General features: G+C 31.6%; 14 protein-coding genes. 3 read left to right on the top strand and 11 right to left on the bottom strand.

Annotated features, from left to right (window positions below; genetic code table 11):
- Positions 1–4 precede the first annotated feature (4 nt).
- Entirely contained in the window at positions 5–1,621 is a 1,617-nt protein-coding gene (locus BX659_RS05120; protein WP_097016742.1) for a hypothetical protein, read from the top strand.
- A 276-nt stretch (positions 1,622–1,897) separates the two neighbouring features.
- On the opposite strand, the gene BX659_RS05125 is transcribed toward BX659_RS05120, so the two are convergent.
- Complete coding sequence (locus BX659_RS05125) at positions 1,898–2,596, bottom strand: class I SAM-dependent DNA methyltransferase (protein WP_216358746.1); 699 nt, start codon at positions 2,594–2,596, stop codon at positions 1,898–1,900.
- A gap of 234 nt (positions 2,597–2,830) precedes the next feature.
- On the opposite strand from BX659_RS05125, the gene BX659_RS18950 reads away from it, so the two are divergent.
- A complete protein-coding gene (locus tag BX659_RS18950) occupies positions 2,831–2,998 on the top strand; it encodes a hypothetical protein (protein WP_172431820.1) in 168 nt (55 codons plus the stop codon).
- A gap of 97 nt (positions 2,999–3,095) precedes the next feature.
- Here the strand turns inward: BX659_RS18950 and BX659_RS05130 are convergent, their stop codons facing one another.
- From BX659_RS05130 to BX659_RS05155, 6 genes are all read right to left on the bottom strand, one after another.
- Positions 3,096–3,329, bottom strand: a complete 234-nt coding sequence (locus BX659_RS05130; RefSeq protein ID WP_097016743.1) for a DUF4351 domain-containing protein — start codon at positions 3,327–3,329, stop codon at positions 3,096–3,098.
- A 16-nt stretch (positions 3,330–3,345) separates the two neighbouring features.
- Entirely contained in the window at positions 3,346–5,268 is a 1,923-nt protein-coding gene (locus BX659_RS05135; RefSeq protein ID WP_097016744.1) for a methyl-accepting chemotaxis protein, read from the bottom strand.
- Positions 5,269–5,549: 281 nt separating this feature from the next.
- The gene (locus tag BX659_RS05140; protein WP_097016745.1) at positions 5,550–7,445 is read right to left on the bottom strand and encodes a methyl-accepting chemotaxis protein; all 1,896 of its coding nucleotides are present in this window, start codon (positions 7,443–7,445) and stop codon (positions 5,550–5,552) included.
- A gap of 166 nt (positions 7,446–7,611) precedes the next feature.
- Positions 7,612–9,177: a BglG family transcription antiterminator gene (locus BX659_RS05145; RefSeq protein ID WP_097016746.1), complete on the bottom strand. Its 1,566-nt coding sequence runs from the start codon at positions 9,175–9,177 to the stop codon at positions 7,612–7,614.
- Positions 9,178–9,180: 3 nt separating this feature from the next.
- Entirely contained in the window at positions 9,181–9,645 is a 465-nt protein-coding gene (locus BX659_RS05150; RefSeq protein WP_097016747.1) for a response regulator, read from the bottom strand.
- Between the two features lie 45 nt (positions 9,646–9,690).
- Complete coding sequence (locus BX659_RS05155) at positions 9,691–12,699, bottom strand: PAS domain-containing protein (RefSeq protein WP_181186415.1); 3,009 nt, start codon at positions 12,697–12,699, stop codon at positions 9,691–9,693.
- 642 nt (positions 12,700–13,341) lie between these two features.
- Between BX659_RS05155 and BX659_RS05160 the strand changes: the two genes are divergently transcribed.
- Positions 13,342–15,063, top strand: a complete 1,722-nt coding sequence (locus tag BX659_RS05160; protein ID WP_172431821.1) for a BamA/OMP85 family outer membrane protein — start codon at positions 13,342–13,344, stop codon at positions 15,061–15,063.
- Between the two features lie 134 nt (positions 15,064–15,197).
- On the opposite strand, the gene BX659_RS05165 is transcribed toward BX659_RS05160, so the two are convergent.
- The 4 genes from BX659_RS05165 to BX659_RS05180 form a co-directional block, all read right to left on the bottom strand.
- Entirely contained in the window at positions 15,198–16,181 is a 984-nt protein-coding gene (locus BX659_RS05165) for an aldo/keto reductase (protein WP_097016750.1), read from the bottom strand.
- A 159-nt stretch (positions 16,182–16,340) separates the two neighbouring features.
- The gene (locus BX659_RS05170) at positions 16,341–17,141 is read right to left on the bottom strand and encodes a carboxymuconolactone decarboxylase family protein (RefSeq protein WP_097016751.1); all 801 of its coding nucleotides are present in this window, start codon (positions 17,139–17,141) and stop codon (positions 16,341–16,343) included.
- Positions 17,125–17,508, bottom strand: coding sequence for a MerR family transcriptional regulator (locus BX659_RS05175; RefSeq protein ID WP_097016752.1), 384 nt, complete (start codon positions 17,506–17,508; stop codon positions 17,125–17,127). The genes BX659_RS05170 and BX659_RS05175 overlap by 17 nt, the downstream gene beginning before the upstream one ends.
- Before the next feature lie 120 nt (positions 17,509–17,628).
- Positions 17,629–18,411, bottom strand: a complete 783-nt coding sequence (locus BX659_RS05180; RefSeq protein ID WP_097016753.1) for an EFR1 family ferrodoxin — start codon at positions 18,409–18,411, stop codon at positions 17,629–17,631.
- Positions 18,412–18,450 lie beyond the last annotated feature (39 nt).

Genomic DNA, 18,450 nt, shown 5'->3' on the forward strand with positions numbered 1-18,450 from the left:
ATTCATGATTAAAAAACAATTATTTATTATTTTTTCGCTTTTATTTATTATTTCTTTAGTTGGTTGTAGTTCAACAAAAGAAACAGGTATAATCACTAAAAACTCTTTAACTGTTAGCATTAAAAATAATATACAAACTCAAACCCTTCAACCAAATATCCCTATGACAATTATTTCTTATACTATTTCTGGAATTGGTCCTAATAATGAAACTTTTACAGAGAATACTAGTGATTCTTTTTGTGAAATAAAAGATTTATCAATAGGAACATGGGAAATTACTGTAGAAGGATACAATAGTGAAAAAACAAAAATTGCTCTAGGAACTACTTCTGCTATAATTAAAGCAGGAGAAGCTACTCAAACAGATGTTACGGTAACTCCTCTTACTGATAGCGGTACCTTCTCTTTAAATTTATCATGGCCATCTGAAGAGATAACTGATCCAATTATCACTGCTAGCATAACATCTAGCAGTTCAGAAATAACTACTGATATTTCTTCAAAAATTAATCTTTTAAATAATACTGCTAATTATACTGAAAAATTAGAACCTGGTTATTATAAGTTTAGTTTGAGCTTAAATGATGGAGAAACTCTAATCTGGCAAACTCAAGAAGCAATGAGAATCGTAGGTGAGCAAACTACTTCAGCTATTTATGAATTAAATGTTAACGATTTAGAAGAACCCCAGAATAATAACTCAGAAAGCGGTATTCAAATAAGTGTAACAACTGAGCTAAATAATCCAATTAATATTTCTTTATATGGGGGAAAATCTGATTTAGGAATTAAGGAAACCATGACCGTTTCAGCAAGTACAGATCAAGTAGTAGATTCTTATCAATGGTATCTAAATGGTCAACTCTTAAATGATGAGATAGACAAGGAAATTACTATTGGTTCTAATTTAGGAACAGGACATTATAAGCTAACCTGCTTAGTTAAAAAAAACAATATTTTAAGTTCTGAAGAATTTAATTTTTCAGTTAGACAAGGGATTACAGGAATAGGAGAAATTAATTTGGCTTCAGCTATTAATGATGTTATCTGGGATGGGACTAATTACTGGGGATATCGCTTTGATACTTTATATAAGTATGATTCTAATTTTAATGTACTTGAAGAACATAATCTAAGCTTATCTTCAAATATAATGGGAATCACATGGGATGGAAGTAATTTTTGGATTTTAAGTTATTCTACTCTTTATAAAATTGATAGTACATATAATATAGTAGAATCATTCGAAGTTCCTTTGGATTGGGTTGGTGCTATAGCCTGGGATGGACAGCACTTATGGATTGCTACAGACAATTTAATAGTTGAATATGATACAAATTTAAATGAAATAGCAAGGTACACAGATAATATACCTTCTATTGAAGAAATGACTTGGGTAAATAATAATTTATGGATAATGGATAGGAGTATTTATCCTGAACTCTATCTATTTGATAGTTCTTTAGAAAAAGTATATAAATATGATGTTTATGATAATATACCAAATAAAGAATTTCAAAATGATGTTTCTGGACTTGTATGGGATGGATCTAACTTTATCACCTTCTCTAGAAGTGAATTTAAGAGAGCTTATAAAATATATGGTTTACAACCTTAATTAGTATAAATATAGGTAAAAAGCATTAACCTACTTAACTCTGCTAGCTTAATTATTTAATAAGGTATAAAACAAAAGGTTAATGCTCTTTTTATAGTTTAAATTGAACCTTGCTAAAGATATAATATCTTTAGCAATTGATATACTGTTCTTTAATTAAATGATCTACCTCTATATTGACAATTATATAATCAAAAAAAGAACTGCTAATAAGAATATTCTTTTTTCTATTGCTAGTAAAAAATTCATGGAATTGATGGTTGAGATATAAAATAATCATCTTCTCCCACCATAAACTCCATAATTATAATATTTCCAAATTACATCAACATTTTCAAAGCCTATCTCCTGCAACCAGTTCAAATGATTGAGTAATGTAGTTGGACTATCCTCTTCACGATACTTACAAAACCAAGTATTCTCTATCTCTTCAATTGAACAACTTTTGCTCATAAACTCTTTCCATTTTTCCATATAGCTCTCTTGCAGTTGCTGATTGGAACCTAGTACCACATCAGCATTATAGAATACTCCCTTTGAAGAGAGTGCATTATATATTTTTCGATAAAATTCCTTTTTATCCTCATCGCTTACTAAATGATGTAATGCTAAGGAAGATATTATGACATCATATTTATTAGGAAATTCAAAATTATAAAAGTCATCTACATAATACTCTACTTCATCATATCCATCTAGCTTTAACTTAGTCATCTCTATCATATTTATAGATAGGTCAACAGCAGCCAATTTAGCCTTAGGAAACTCTTCTTTCACCCTCTTAATTATATTTCCTGTTCCACATCCCAAATCTATCATCTCTATCTTACTATCTTTCTCAAAGGGGATAGCCGAAAGCAAGGCTTCAATCATTTGATCATAATAAGGAATTAATTTTAATATAATCTGATCAAATTCCTTAGCCTCTTGTTCAAAGTGATCTCTTATTCTCTCCATTTTACTTGGCTCTTCCATAGATCATTCACCTCTTTATTAGTTAATTTTTAAATTAATAGAAAGAGACTAACAATAATAGTCAGTCCATTTAGTTTAGGCATTCAAATTATACATAAGCTTTATCTACCTAAAATCATTTTTTCTACATTAAAATTCCAATTTCCTTTTTAATTAAAATAATTATAGCTTTAAAATCTTAGCCAACTTGAGCCTGAGATTTCCCCTAAAATAGAATTAGGAACTATTGACCTCTTGATTAAAACAATAAAGATAAGACTAGGAATCCCTTTTGTTTCTAATTATTGCATTAATAAAGACATTAATAAATTATTTAAAGTAGATATAAAAGAAGAACTGCCAGCACAGAAGCTGGCAGTTGTCACTACTAATAAGAATATTCCTTTTTCTATTGCTAGTTAGAAGTTCATTGAACTAACGCTTAAAACTTGAGAAAGATAACTATATATTAATTTTACACATTGTGATAATTAAATTTTGATATAAATAACACTAACCTCTAATAAAGATATTTTTCTAGCTCCTCAATCTCCTTTATATCTATTATCTTCTCTAGAATAATTTCTAATTCTTTAACCTTCTTATCTTCTATAATTTTCTTATACTCTTCGTCTAAATCTCCAAATTGCTTTAATAACAACTTTAAAACTATCCTTCTAGTCGCCCTTTCTTCTCCAATCTTAATCCCTTTTTCAACTCCTCTTTCTTCTATCATCTTAAGGGCTTTGAGCATGTTCTCTCCTCCCTTATTAAACCTTAAACTTAGCAACTAAGCTCTGTAGCTCTTCTGCAACAGCCGCTAGCTCTTGAGAAGAATTGGCTATTTCAACAGACATATTCTCAATATCTTCAGAAGCATTCATCACATTTGCAGTCTCTTCATCTAATTCTTGGGTTGACATAGCAGTCTCTTCGATTTGGGCTGAAGTATTTTCACTAGCACCTTGAATTACCTTAAAGACCTCACCAGTCTGAGTCGCAATCGCTTCACCCTCTTTAGCCTTCTCTTCTACATCTTTGATTGCTTCAAAGCCTGTTTCTACATTATTCTGAGTCTGCTTAATTAAGTTAGATATATTATCAGTAGCCTTAGTAGTCTCCTCAGCAAGTCCTCTAATCTCTTCAGCTACTACGGCAAAGCCTCGACCATGTTCTCCAGCTCTAGCTGCTTCAATGGCTGCATTTAATGCCAATAGATTGGTCTGTTCAGCAATATTATTAATCAACTCCACGATTTTTCCGATTTCTTCAGAATTCTTCTCTAAAGCAGTTACAGCTTCTACTGTCTTCTTTACTGACTGATTAATTTCTTGAATACTATGGATAGTATCCTCTATATTCTTACTACCAGCTTCAGTCTGTGAACTACTCTCTTGGGCAAACGCAGTCACCTCTTGAATACTACCTGAAATCTGCTCAATATTAGTAGCCATCTTTCTCATCAACTCATTACTACCTTCAATACTAGCAGTTCCTTCTTCGGCACTAGCTGACAACTCTTCACTTTGAGCTGACAGGTTCTCTACTGATTCTAAGATATTGGTAACCATATCTCTAATGCTGCTTCCCATTTGATTTAAAGAATCAGCAATCTGACCTACTTCATCATTTGAATCAACCTTAAACTCAACTCTAAAATCCCCTTGACCAAACTTATCTATATCCTTGGCTAGCTTTTCTATTGGTTTTGCTATACTATTACCAACTAGATAAGAAGCTCCAACCATTAATATTACTAGAATAGCTATAACTATAATAACCATGTCAATTACACTCTTTGTTTCTTTTAACATCTCTTCTGTAGAAATATTGACTGCTAAACTCCACCCTGGTGTATTAGGAATAGGACTATAAAATACCTGATTCCTAGCTCCATCCGGAGTAACTAACTCTCTACTACCAGTTTTTCTGGCTATCATTTCCTGACCTATTTCTGTTAATCCTTTGAAACCATCCTTATCTCCATCTAAAACATTTATCTTCATTACTGCTTCATCATTAGGATTAGCAATCATTAATCCAGTCTTGTCAATTGCCCAAGCAAAGCTTTCCTCTCCTATTTTAATTTCATTAACTCTATTAGAAAATTCTTTTAGCAAAATAGGGAATGCAAGTAACCCTATAGTCTGGTCTTGATCATTCTTAATCGCCTGTGCCACCATAAATATAGGCTCTCCTGAAGCTTTAGAAATCATAGAATTACTTATAAAAGTATTCTTCCCATTCATTATCTCTTGAAAGTAATTTCTACTACTTACATTAATCTTAACACCATTAAATAAATAAGCATCTCCCTTACTATCAACAATAGTCATTTGTTCATATGGTATATCACTTTCTTCCATATCTTTAAGTAACTCTTTTTTAGCTCCATCCCAATCCAGAGATCTAACTACTTCTTTTTGAGCAATATTACTGGTCTCCTTTAAAATTCCATCCATCAGCTCTCCTAGCTCTGCAGACCTTGCCTTTACAATACCTTGAGACATATCTGACACTAGAGGTATCAGCCTCTTATTTAACTCAAATCGCAAGAAAGCTCCCATAATAGCCAATGAAATAATACTGATACTTACAAAGGAGATTAAAATCTTCTGCTTAATACTCTTAATCTTTATCTTGTCTTTAAGATATCCAGTTTTAACCTTATCTTTAATGTCCTTAATTTTCATCTGATCCCCACCTTAGAAAATTTTTTTATTTATTGTCTACTTTTATTTTATTATTTTTACTCATCATGTTCATTTAATCTTATGTCCACATTTAATTCGACATTTTTCAATAAAAATATAAAATAAGCTAGCAACCTTGTTAGTAAGGATTAACCCGAAATAAAAAATAAAAATCATAGACAAGATAACTGCAACTCAAATCCTTACACTCATTTTTAATTACTAAACAAAATTAAATAAAAAGCTGTGACCTGTTACAGGTTACAGCCTTCCCACCCTTATTAAACCTTGAATCTAGCAACTAAACTCTGTAACTCTTCTGCTACAGCCGCTAGTTCTTGAGAAGAATTAGCTATTTCGACAGACATATTCTTAATATCTTCAGACGCATTCATCACATTTGTAGTCTCTTCACCCAACTCTTGCGTTGACATAGCAGTCTCTTCGATTTGGGCTGAAGTCTCTTCACTTGCACCTTGAATTACCTTAAAGACTTCACCAGTCTTGGTAGCAATTTCTTCACCTTCTTTTGCTTTCTCTTCTACATCTTTAATTGCATTGAAACCTGCTTCCACATTATTCTGAGTTTGATTAATTAAATCAGAGATATTATCAGTTGCCTTGGTAGTCTCTTCAGCAAGTCCTCTAATCTCTTCAGCTACTACGGCAAAGCCCCGTCCATGTTCACCAGCTCGAGCTGCTTCAATAGCTGCATTTAACGCCAATAGATTAGTTTGTTCAGCTATATTAGTAATTAATTCTACAATCTTACCGATCTCTTCAGAGTTCTTCTCTAATGAAGTGACAGCTTGTACTGTTTTCTTTACTGCTTGATTGATCTCTTGAATACTATGGATAGTATCCTCTATATTCCTGCTACCAGCTTCAGTCTGGGAGCTACTCTCTTGAGCAAAGGCAGTCACCTCTTGAATACTACCTGAAATCTGCTCAATATTACTCGCCATCTTTTTCATTAAATCATTACTACCTTCAATACTTGCACTTCCCTCTTGGGCACTAGCTGATAGCTCTTCACTTTGAGCTGAAAGGTTTTCTACTGATTCTAAGATATTAGTAATCATCGCTCTAATACTACTACCCATTGTGTTTAAAGAGCTGGCAATCTGAGCTATTTCATCATTAGAAGCTACTTCAAATTCAACTCTAAAGTCACCTTCACCGAACTTATCTATATCCTTTGCTAGCTTTTCTATTGGTTTTGCTATATTATTACCGACTAGATAAGAAGCAATAACCATTAGTCCTATTATAATAACTATTACCATAATAACTAGCATAATTATACCATTAGTCTCTTTTAGCATCTCTGCTGTAGAAATATTAACTGCTAAGCTCCAGCCTGGTGTATTAGGTACGGGACTATAAAACACCTGATTCCTCTCTCCATTAGGCGTAATAACCTCTCCGTTACCCGCTTTTCCGGCTATCATGTTCTCAGCTATCTCTGTTAAACCTTCAAAGCCATCCTTACTCCCATTTAAAATATTGATCTTCATTACTACCTCATCATTAGGATTAGAAATCATTAAACCAGTACTATCAATTACAAAGCCATAACTTCCTTCTCCTATTTTAATCTCGTTCACTCTCTTAGAAAATTCTTTCAACAAAATAGGAAATCCAAGAACTCCTATAGTCTGACCTTTACCATCCTTTATTGCCTGTGCTATCATAACTATAGGTTCTCCTGAAGCTTTAGAGATAAGAGGATCACTTATAAAGGTATCCTTTCCTTTTATTATCTCTTGAAAGTAATCTCTACTACTTAAATTAACCTTAGCACCATTAGGTAAATACCCATATCCTTTATTGTCTAAAATAAAAGGATTTTCATATGCTATATTGCTCTCCTCTTTATCTTTAATTAATTCTTTTTTAGCTTCATCCCAATCCAGAGATCGAACAACTTCTTTTTGAGCAATATTACTAATCTCTTTTAAAATTCCATCCATCAGCTCTCCTAGCTCTGCAGATCTTGCCTTTACAATATCTTGAGACATATTTGACACTAGAGGTACTAGTTCTTTATTTAGCTCAAAATGCAAAAAGGCTCCCATAATCGCTAGTGAAATAATACTGATGCTTACAAAAGAGATTAAAATTTTCTGCTTTATACTCTTAACTTTTATCTTGTCTTTAATATTCTTGATTTTCATTTTATCCCCACCTTAGAAGATTATCTTTATTTATTCTTTAATTTTATTTTATTATCATTACTTATAATAGTCATCCAATCTTATGTCCACATTTAATTCGACATTATTAAACAAAAACAGCGTAACGGGAATCCCCATTACGCTGTTTTTGTCTCACTCTCAATTTTCAACTAGCAAAATAAGTCTTTAAATCTAGTAACACTTCGATTCTTTCCTCTATTCTTATGATATCATCCTGCTTAGCCAAAGGACTAATTACCATAATATCTTCACTTCCTTCTATCTCTCTTGAACTAATAATTAAATCGATACCATCTCTCTTAATCTTATTAAGATGACTGTAGTAAATAAAATCAACAACCTCTAATCTAGGCACTCTTCGCTCTAATCTTGCTTTCATCAACTGTGATACAGCCAAATTCCCATCAAAAACTATTAATGCTCGGATTTTATTCTTCTTACGTTCAACTGCAGCTAATAACATTAATCCAATAAAATCAATCTCATTTTCTCCAACCTCTATCTCTAATTCTTCCTTTAAAATACTATAGCTTATCCTAGCTTTTTTGAATAAATAGGGGTTATCCTCCTTAAGTTCATTAAACTCTACTTGATCCCAATAACTATCCTCATAATTAATCCCATAACTTTTAGCATAAAATAATGCTCTAATATATAAGACTATTCCTTTAAATAAATCCCAATCCTCAGCCAGCTTGCTTCCCAAGTCAAGCTCTATTTCAGCAATCAACCTCTCTGCTACTAAAACAATTTTCTTACTAGTTCTATTAATTATATCTTCTCTACTCTCCAAATCCTTACTGCTATATATTTCACCCGCTAAAACTTGCAGTAAGGCTGCTGCCTTCTCAGCTTCAGAGAGCTTAATCCCTAACTTCTTTTCTAACTTTTCAGACATAAAATCAGCTAAACTAAAATCTTCCTCACCTTTTAATTTATTTAATTCATCTCTTGATAAGCTCACTTCTTTACCTTCAACTATTCTCTTAAAACTGATTGCAGAATATAGACAGAAGTATAAAATTGAATGATTAGTATATAATACTCTTCTTTTGGCTTCTATTAGACCAATAGATTTTCTAATAAGCTGTAAATCTATTGCTGAACAGAACTCCTTTAAGACCTTATGATCACTAGTCTTCACTCCAATACCTTCATTCAATAAATCTATTATCTCTTTGCTTCTTTTAGATCCCAATAACTCTAAAAGAAGGTTAACCATCGCTACTCTAATATTCCTTTCTCTACCTACAATAATCAGATTATTGTTCTCTTTATCTAATGATAGAGCATATCTTCTTAACCAAGCCTCTACACTATCCAAATCATTATAAACAGTTGATCTACTGATATAAAGCTTCTCCTCTAATTTTTCAACTTTACATTCACTACTCCCAATCAGTAACCTCTTTAGAATCCATCTAACCCTTGCTTCTGGACTCAAAAATTGATCTTCTACTCTAGCCTCATCTAAGCTTTGTTTTAGCTTAAGAGCTTTAGTCTCTTCTAATTTTAGATAAACACCTACTCTGGCCTTCTTGATTAATTTAATATCCTCTTTCTCTAAACACTGCTCAAGCTCATCTAAATCCCTTCTGATAGTTCTAGCCGATACTCCTAAAAAATTTGCTAACTCACTAATAGTTATTGGTTTATTGAGTTCTAATAATCTATATAATAACTGTTTATGCCTTCTTTTCTCTAACTCCAAGTTTTATCCCTCCAAGCTTAAACCTGCTTTAATTACTCCTTTCTTCAATCTACTATTCTCTTTGATTAAATTATACCTTTCAATAGCCCTTTTGATTACAGGAATGAATTCAATCTTGTATCCTTCATCTCTGTTAACGATCCCTTTAGAAATATAATGATAGACATCTCCTGAGTAGAGAGCTGAGATCATTGTTTGACTATCTGAATAACTAGAGAAGATAATCTTAACAAGATCAGGATAATCATGATTGATCATCTTTAATAACTTTATCCCATTAACCTTAGGCATACTTAAATCAATTACAATTACTGCTATCTCATTCTCTTTAAGAATCCTTAATGCTTCTCTCCCTGAATTAGCAAAGAACATTGTAAAATCTTCTTTATTTAACTTTCTTTCTATCTTAGCTAAAATCAACTCTTCATCATCAACAAATAGGACGTTATTATTAGTTATTTCAATCATAGTATCCCTCCGATTACTAACTAAATTTCTTAAAATTTAAGTAGATCAGATCTTTAATTCTCTCTTTATTACTTCTCTTAATCTATCCTTATCTACTGGTTTAGTAATATAATCTTTACACCCCAGTACTAAACATTTCTCAGCAACCTCCTTCTCTACAGAAGCAGTTATTGCAATTATAGGTATATCAACCTCTATCTCTTCCATAACCTCTAAACCACTCATGATAGGCATCTGAATATCTAGTAATAGTAGATCATATTTATCTTTCTCTAACTTATCTAAAACATCTTTACCGTTACTGACTGTTTTAATTTCTAATTTGAAATTCTTAAGTATCTCTTTAATTAAAAGTTGGTTTAACCTTTCATCCTCAGCCAGAAGCACTTTAAAGCTATTTTCTTCTTTAGCTGATAAATAATGAGCTGGTATAATAGAAAGAATATTCTTTAATTCTTCTAAATCTAGCTTTATTATCTCTAAATCAAAATCATCACTTCTTGCAGTATCTGTTATCTTTGCTGCAATTTTATAAACTTCTTCCATATTAAAATTAGCAGCTAACCCCTTTAACTTATGGGCAATAGTCTCTATTTTCTCTTTCTTAGCAGACTTTACAGCCTCCTCTAGCTTAGTAATTCTATCAGATAGCTCCTTGATAGCCTTGAGAGTTAAATCTTTTATTTCAAGATCAAAGGCTAACCATCGCTCAATCATTTTTTCACCCTTGACCATCTCATTAAATCCACCTTGACCATTATCTTCCTTATTACTATCCTCTAACACCTCTAAGGGCAACTTAATTATAAAACTACTTCCTTGACCTAACTGACTTTTTAAAGTTAGCTCACCTGCCATTAAATCAACTAATCTTTTAACAATCGCTAGACCCAGTCCAGTTCCTCCATATTTCCTACTTATAGAGCTATCGACCTGCTCAAAAGCAGAGAAGACCTTACCCTGCTTTTCATCGGAAATCCCTATTCCTGTATCTTCTATCTTAATAATAAATTCTTGATCATAACTACAAGCAAGTTTGACCCTTCCTTTAGTAGTAAATTTAAAAGCATTACTTAAAAGATTAATAATAATCTGACTAATTCTATACTTATCTGCCCAAACCCTTTCTGGTAAAGAGTCATCTATATCTAATACAAAATCTAATCCTTTCTTATTCTCATTAAGCCAAAACATATTTTTAATCTCTAATAATAATTCCTTAAAAGAAAATTCTACCTTTTCTAACTCAATCTTTCTAGCCTCTATCCTTGAAAAATCAAGAATATCATTAATAATCTCAACTAAATGCTCTCCTGAATTAACAATTGTCTTTAATTTTTCTATTTTATTATAATCTCTTTCTTCTTCTAATAATAGTTGACTAAATCCAATTATACTATTAAGAGGTGTTCTAATTTCATGGCTCATATTGGCTAAAAATTCTGATTTAGCTTGATTTGCCTCTTCTGCTCGCTGTTGAGCTAGCTTTAATTCTGTAATATTACGACCTACACCTTGAATTTCTATTATATTCCCAGATTCATCTCTAATACCGTAAGATTCCCAGTCTATCCAATATTCTTGATGATTACTTATAAATTTATGCTCTAAGTTTACTCTATAGGGTGGATTCTTTAGTTTCTCTATTGTTATCATTACCTGCCTTTTTAACTTAGTTTCATCTATAAAATCAGTGAAACTGTTGCCTATTAATTCTTCTCTCTTTCTATTAAAAAATTCACAGTAAGCATCATTGACATAAGTAAATCTATTATTAATATCAACTCTAACAATTAAATCGTTTTGAGTCTCTAATAAACCACGATATCTCTCCTCACTATATCTTAATCTCTCTTCAACCTCTTTAATTCTACTAATATCCCTTGATGAAACTACAATTTTTATTACTTCATTATCAACAATTACTGGAAATAAAGTAGTTAGCCAAGTTTTACTATCCTCAAAAAAATCTAAACTCTCTTCATAGGTAATCACTTCTCTTTTTTCTACACATTCCTTATAATTTACTCCGACTACCTCACCTATCTCCTTACCAAAAATATCTTCTAAGCTCTTACCCTGCAACTCCTCAGTACTTAAACCAGTTAAGTCTTCTTGGATTTTATTAACTCTTTGAAAAACAAAGTCTTGTCCATCTATAACATCCAATAAAAAAATTGCATCTTTAGTATTATTAAAGATAGTTTCATACTCTTGATTCAAACTCTTTAATTTATCCTCTAGCAATTTATGCTCTGTAATATCTTCACCAGAACAGATTATACAACCAATCCTACCCTCTTTATTAAATTGGGGAGTCTTAGTAATTGCCAATAACCTCTTTTCTCCTTGAGCATTTATTATCCATTCTTCTGAATATACTGCCTCTCTCTTCTCAAATACCTCTTTATTGACTTTTATACAGATTTCTGCTTCATTTGTAGGAAGTATATCATATAAAGATTTATAGTATATCTCTTCTTTCTTGGCTCCTATAAAATCAGCATGGGCTTGATTGACTGCTCCATATCTCTCTATATCTTGTAAATACCAAATTTGAGTATTAATATTATCTAATAACAGTTCTTGCTCCTCATTTTGCTCCCTTAATTGATTGTGCATCAGCTCTAACTCTTTATTCTTAGCTTTGATATCCTGTTCAACTGTCTTTTTATCAGTAATATCACGAGCCAGTACAATAGCCTTATCCCCATCTATAGCATTCATCCTAACTTCATAGTATCTTGTTTCATTAGGAAAGATTAGTCTGTCCTCAAAAAACTCCACTTTCTTTAATTTAAAAGCCCTATTTAAATGATACCTTATCTTCTCAACATTCTCTTTAGGAAATATTTCATCAATATTTTTTCCTACAATCTCTTTAGGGAAGTGTTCATTAGACTCATCCCTCCAAACGTCTAGATGATAACCTTCCTTATCAAGACAGCTAATAATATCTGGAGTAGATAAAATAATTGACTGCAAATAATCCTGGTTCTTCTTTAATTCAACCTTTAATTCTCTTCTATGTTCTACAAAAATAACTATAAACAAAAAAAGGATACAAACTAACCCCTGAACCAATCTAGCTAGATCCAAAAAGTATACAAAGATTATTATCCCAAATAAGGTTATAGATATTTTTATACAATTATCTGCTAATCTCAATTCAACACCTCCAATTATACAAGTATCATGATAATAATTTGGTTATTATGTTCAAATCTTATAAAATATCCCTTGAAAGCAATAGACAGTATAATTTAAAATATTCAAACTCAATCATTCCTCCTCTAATATCTTAAATTATACTTTTTATTCAATATTCCTTTATTAACTATTAGAATAGCCCTTTGTAATAATTATCTAAAAATAAAAAAATTATCACTATTATATCTTTTAGCTCTTAATACCAAATTTATAAATTACTACATCAATTATTTGCCATCCTTAAAATTAGACGTTAAAATATATAAAGAGAAGCAGTTTAAATACTTAAGTCACTTTATTTACTAGCAAAGTAATAGAGCTTATTTAATCCATAAGCAGGTAGAAGCAATTAAATCTAGAATTAATTATGTTAGTAGATTAATAATTTTAATAAGCAGAAGATGAGTGAAATTACCCATCTAATTATAAGTATTATAATATAAAATTACATTGTTATAGCAGAGATAATAATTAAGGGGGTATATGATGTTTAGAAAAATTGGAATTATAATTATATTAATATCTATAATTGTAATCAATACTAATCAAGTAATGGCTAATAGTATTAACTCTAATACTATTGCTGATATTACGGTATCAGGGAATGAAGTTATTAAAGTGCAAACGATTCTAGAGCAGGTAAGTACTAGTATTGGAGAGGAAATATCTAATGAGAAATTAAAAGCAGATATGCAAGCTATCTATAACTTAGGTTATTTTAATAACATCGAAGTACTTTTTAAAAACTATGCAGGGGGAATACAGATAATCTTTAAAGTAGATGAAACCCCTGTGATATCTAATGTAGTTATTAAAGGAAATCAAGAGGTTAGTAATGATAAACTTAAAGAACTATTGACAGTTAAAAGTGGTCAAATCTTAAATTTTAATCAGTTAAATAAGGATAGGGATAGTATAAATCAATATTATTATGAGCAAGGCTTTGTTTTAGCTAGAGTAATTGATATTGAAATGGAAGAAGACCAGCTAAATATTATCGTAGATGAGGGTAGATTGAATAAGATTATAATCAATCCTGAGGATAATACAAAGGATTATGTTATTAGAAGGCAATTATCTATGGAAGAAGAAGAGCCTTTTAATATCAACGATGTTAAAAAAGATATTTCAAAAATTCAAAGCTTGAAGTACTTTGAAGAGATAAAACCAGAATTTGAACAGGTTCCTAATGATCCTCAAGCAATCGATGTCAAGTTAAATCTCAATAAACCGATAAATGGAAGAACAGTCTTTGGAGTAAAGGATTCAGCAGAGGGCAGTGTTGTCGGTAATATTATGTTAGAAAAACATAATATCTTAGGTAGAGGGCAGAAGCTAACCTTGAATTTTGAGGGTGGAAGTGATGTTACTGATTACAGCCTTAATTTCTCTGATCCTTGGGTCTTTGAAAGTCAGACTAGCTTTAATATTAATCTCTTCAACCAAATGACAGAAGAGACTACCAATATAAGCAATATAGGTGGTTTAGATGATATAGGCGGTAGTAATAGAGTTGAGAGAGATGTCAAAGAAAAAGGTGGAAATATTCAATTTGGTAGAAAACTGGCTGAAAATATAAGAGGTTACTTAAACCTTCACTATGATAAGACCAAAGAGGGTGAAGCCCCCTATCAAGATACTCGAAGTATTGCCGTTACTACTATTAGAGACCTTAGAGACAATTATCTTCACCCTAGGTCAGGAAGCAGGCAGGAATTTAAAATTGAAAAAGCAGGCTTTAATGGTGATAATGATTTTCTTAAAAGCCATTTAGATCTCAGAAATTACTATAAAGCAGGTGAAAAGGGTAGTTGGGCACTTAGAATGAAGTTAGGTGCTAGTGATGGAGAATTACCAAGTTATAAGAAATATAAGTTAAAGCCTGGTTTGCTTGATGGAGTTCGTGGCTATGATAGCAGCCATTATGGAGGTACCGATGGCTTCAAAGGAGATTCTATCTTCTTGACCAGTATAGAATATAGAAGGGATTTATATAAAGCAGTTAGAGGTGTTCTCTTTACTGATGTAGGTCGTACCTTTGAAGACAATGAATTCAGTTTAAATGATTTGAATTATTCTGTTGGTGCTGGAATAAGATTCTTCGTTCCTGTACTAGGTGCAGAGTTAGGATTTGATTATGGCTATGCTCCAGAAGGAGATGATGGTCATAAGGATGAATTTACCTTTAAGGTGGGTACTAGTTTCTAAATTAAATTCAAAAACCAGTATGTTGCTAGCCAATATACTGGCTTTTCTAATTTCTTACTAAATCCTGTACTCTATCATAATATTATAGGTTCAATAAGCAAAGCTCTAGAATTACTTAAGTTAACTATTCAACTTTACTCCTCTACCCCTAACATTCCCGATTTTGTATAACGCTCACCTTTAATCCCATCAGCTAAGATAGTTTCAATCTCTTCTAATTCTTTAGCATCAAATTCAACATCAACGGCTTTTATGTTTTCCATTAAATACTTAATTCGTTTGGTACCGGGAATAGGTATAATATCTTCACCTCTTGATAGAACCCATGCCAGTGAGAGCTGTGCTGGCGTAATTTCTTTTCGTGTTGCTATATTTATCAGCTTTCTTACAACTTTATTATTATGTTCAAGATTTTCACCTTGTAACCGAGGTAACATCCTTCTAAAATCTCCTTCTTGCTTTAGTAAATCTTGATTTAACTTTCCAGTTAGCAAGCCCCGACTTAATGGACTATATCCAACAAACCCTATACCCAATTCTCTTAAAGTAGGGAGTATCTCTTTTTCAATATGCCTTGTTGCAAGTGAATATTCTGATTGTACAGCAGTTAATGGATGGACACTATGGGCACGCCTAATAGTATCCACTGAAGCTTCTGAAATACCGATATATCTTACCTTACCTTCCTTAACTAAATCTGCCATTGCACCAATAGTCTCCTCAATAGGAGTATCATTATCCATTCTGTGTAGGTAATATAGATCAATCACCTCACGCTCTAATCTCTTTAGACTAGCCTCAGCAGCTTGCTTGATATATTCTGCTTTACCATTGATTTTACGCTCATATGCTCCAGGCTTTCTTATAATTCCAAATTTAGTAGCTACAAAAGCCTCACCACTCCATTCCTTTAGAACCTTTCCTAGCAATTTTTCATTTTCTCCATTACCATACATATCAGCAGTATCCAAAAAATCAACCCCAGATTCCAGTGCTGTAAGAATGGTATTACGAGAGTCTTCATAAGTGCTTTTCCCATAAAATTCGCTCATCCCCATACAACCCAATCCAATTGCTGAGACCTGCGGACCATTTTTTCCTAATCGTCTTTTTTTCATCTTTTCATACTCCTTTACAAAATTTTATCAGTTCAACAACAAACCTTGTGGCTCGATACAACGTTAGTGTGAGTTTTTTATAAATTTATCTAATATCATATTTTCATTCAGTTATTTTAGAATTGAGAGATGTTTTAATTAAGTTACTTAAAAAAGTTACTATTTCTTTCTCTGATTTAAAACTTCTTTTAAAATATTTGTTCCATTTATTGCTGATGGAAAGCCTGAATAAACAGTCATTAATAACATGATCTCTTTTATATCATCAACACTTAAACCAATATTAAGCCCTCCATTAATATGAAATTTCAATTGAGATTGTGCATTACCTAAGGCTGTTAGTGCTGCAATTGTAGCAATTTGTCTATATTTTTTATCTAAATTATTTCTTGCAAAGATATCTGCATAACCATATTCAAGTATAAATTTAGTAAGACTTGGCGAAAAATCTTTATAAGCTTTCTCAAGTCTCTCCACTTGCATACTATCTAATTGTTCAAGCTCCTTTGCTCCAATTTCATATCTACTATTTGATGATGTTTCATTTACTGGACTATCCCCAATCAAATCATTTTTTCCTTGCTTTTGACGTTCATTTAATACCTCTTTTAAAGCATTCATCCCATTAATACAACTTGGAAATCCAGAATATACAGACATCTGAAGTATTATTTCTTTGATTTCATTAATAGAACACCCAACATTAAGTGCACCGTTAATATGAACCTTTAATTGAGGCTTTGCATTGCCCAAGGCTGTTAAAGCTGCCACAACAGCAATTTCTTTTGATTTTAAGTCAAGTACATCTCTTGAATATACATCTCCAAAACAGTACTCAATTATATATTTTCCTAAATCAGGAGATATATCTTTTAAATTCTCCACTACCATTTCTCCTGCTTCTCCATCTATTTCAGATAATTTCTTATATCCTTTTTCGAATCTACTCTCTTCTATCATTAAAGTCTTCCTCCATTTCCTTATAAATTTCAATCTTATCCTTAACATATTCTTGAGTTTCTAAGAGCACCTTAATTTCATCCTCTATTAAGTTCAAATGTTCTTTTAATATAGTTCTTCTCTGGCTAATAGTTGTATCTCCCAAATTCTTCAATTCAGCATATTCTTTCATTTTACTTATTTTCATTCCAGTAGCTTTCAGTCTCTTTAAAAACTCTATCCATCTTAAATCTTTTTCACTATAAATTCTATTTCCCGAATCATTCCTCTTTACATCTTTAATTAATCCAATATTTTCATAATATCTAAGAGTATGAGGCTTTAATTTAATCAGTTTTGCTACTTCACCTATTTCCAATTCTTTCATTAAGACACCTCCCAATGCTAAGAGTGTATCACTTAAAGTATACTTTAAGTCAATATTAATTTATAATTTTATCAATTAAATTATAAATCAAAAATATATACTACTTATTCTCTTAACCTTTTATTTAATTATTTCAGCTAAACTAATCTCTGGATGATGATACCTACTCTTATTAAGAGTATTATTTCCTAGATTTATTGCACTTTGTGGACACCAATGAAAACAAGCCAGACATCCCTCACAGTTGTTACCCCATTCTACCTCTTGTTCTTCTAAAGTAATATTCTCTGTTGGACATATCTTCTTACAGATACCACATCTTCTACACTGCTTTGTTGTCCAGAAATGATTCTGAGGCTTATAGATTTTATAAACAGCTAGTTGATAAATTAATCCTTTAATGCTATCTTTTAAAGAAAAATCCCCCTCAATAGCTGCTTTTCTCTTCTCTTGAATATCTTTTATCATTTCCCTTATAATTACTTTAGAATTGTTAATCCTTAATATCTGCTCCTCTCTAGAATTTGTATTATCTTGAATCACTACTGAATTTCCTGGCATAACTAAGGTATATCCTAAATCAAGGTTCTGACCTTTCTCTTTTAGTAGCTTATCAATAGTAGCAAGAGTATAACCAGGCTCCCGATTATTAGTTGCAATAGAGAATATGTATGGATTACTATTAAAATTTACTTTCTTTATAAACTCTCTGACTATTTTAGGAGCATCTAAACAATATACAGGAAATATCAAGCCAACCATCTCACTATCGATATCATAGCTCTCTTTTTTAACTACCTCTGCAATTGATATCAGCTCACAGTTTTCTAACTTATTTGCTATCTCTTTGCTAACAGCTAACGAATTACCTGTAGCTGAAAAGTAAAACAAACTATTTTTCATTTTAGCCTCCTAATATAAGTTTTTAAATCAATTATTTTC

Source organism: Orenia metallireducens (genome assembly GCF_003001995.1).
Classification (GTDB): Bacteria; Bacillota; Halanaerobiia; order Halobacteroidales; family Halobacteroidaceae; genus Orenia; species Orenia metallireducens_B.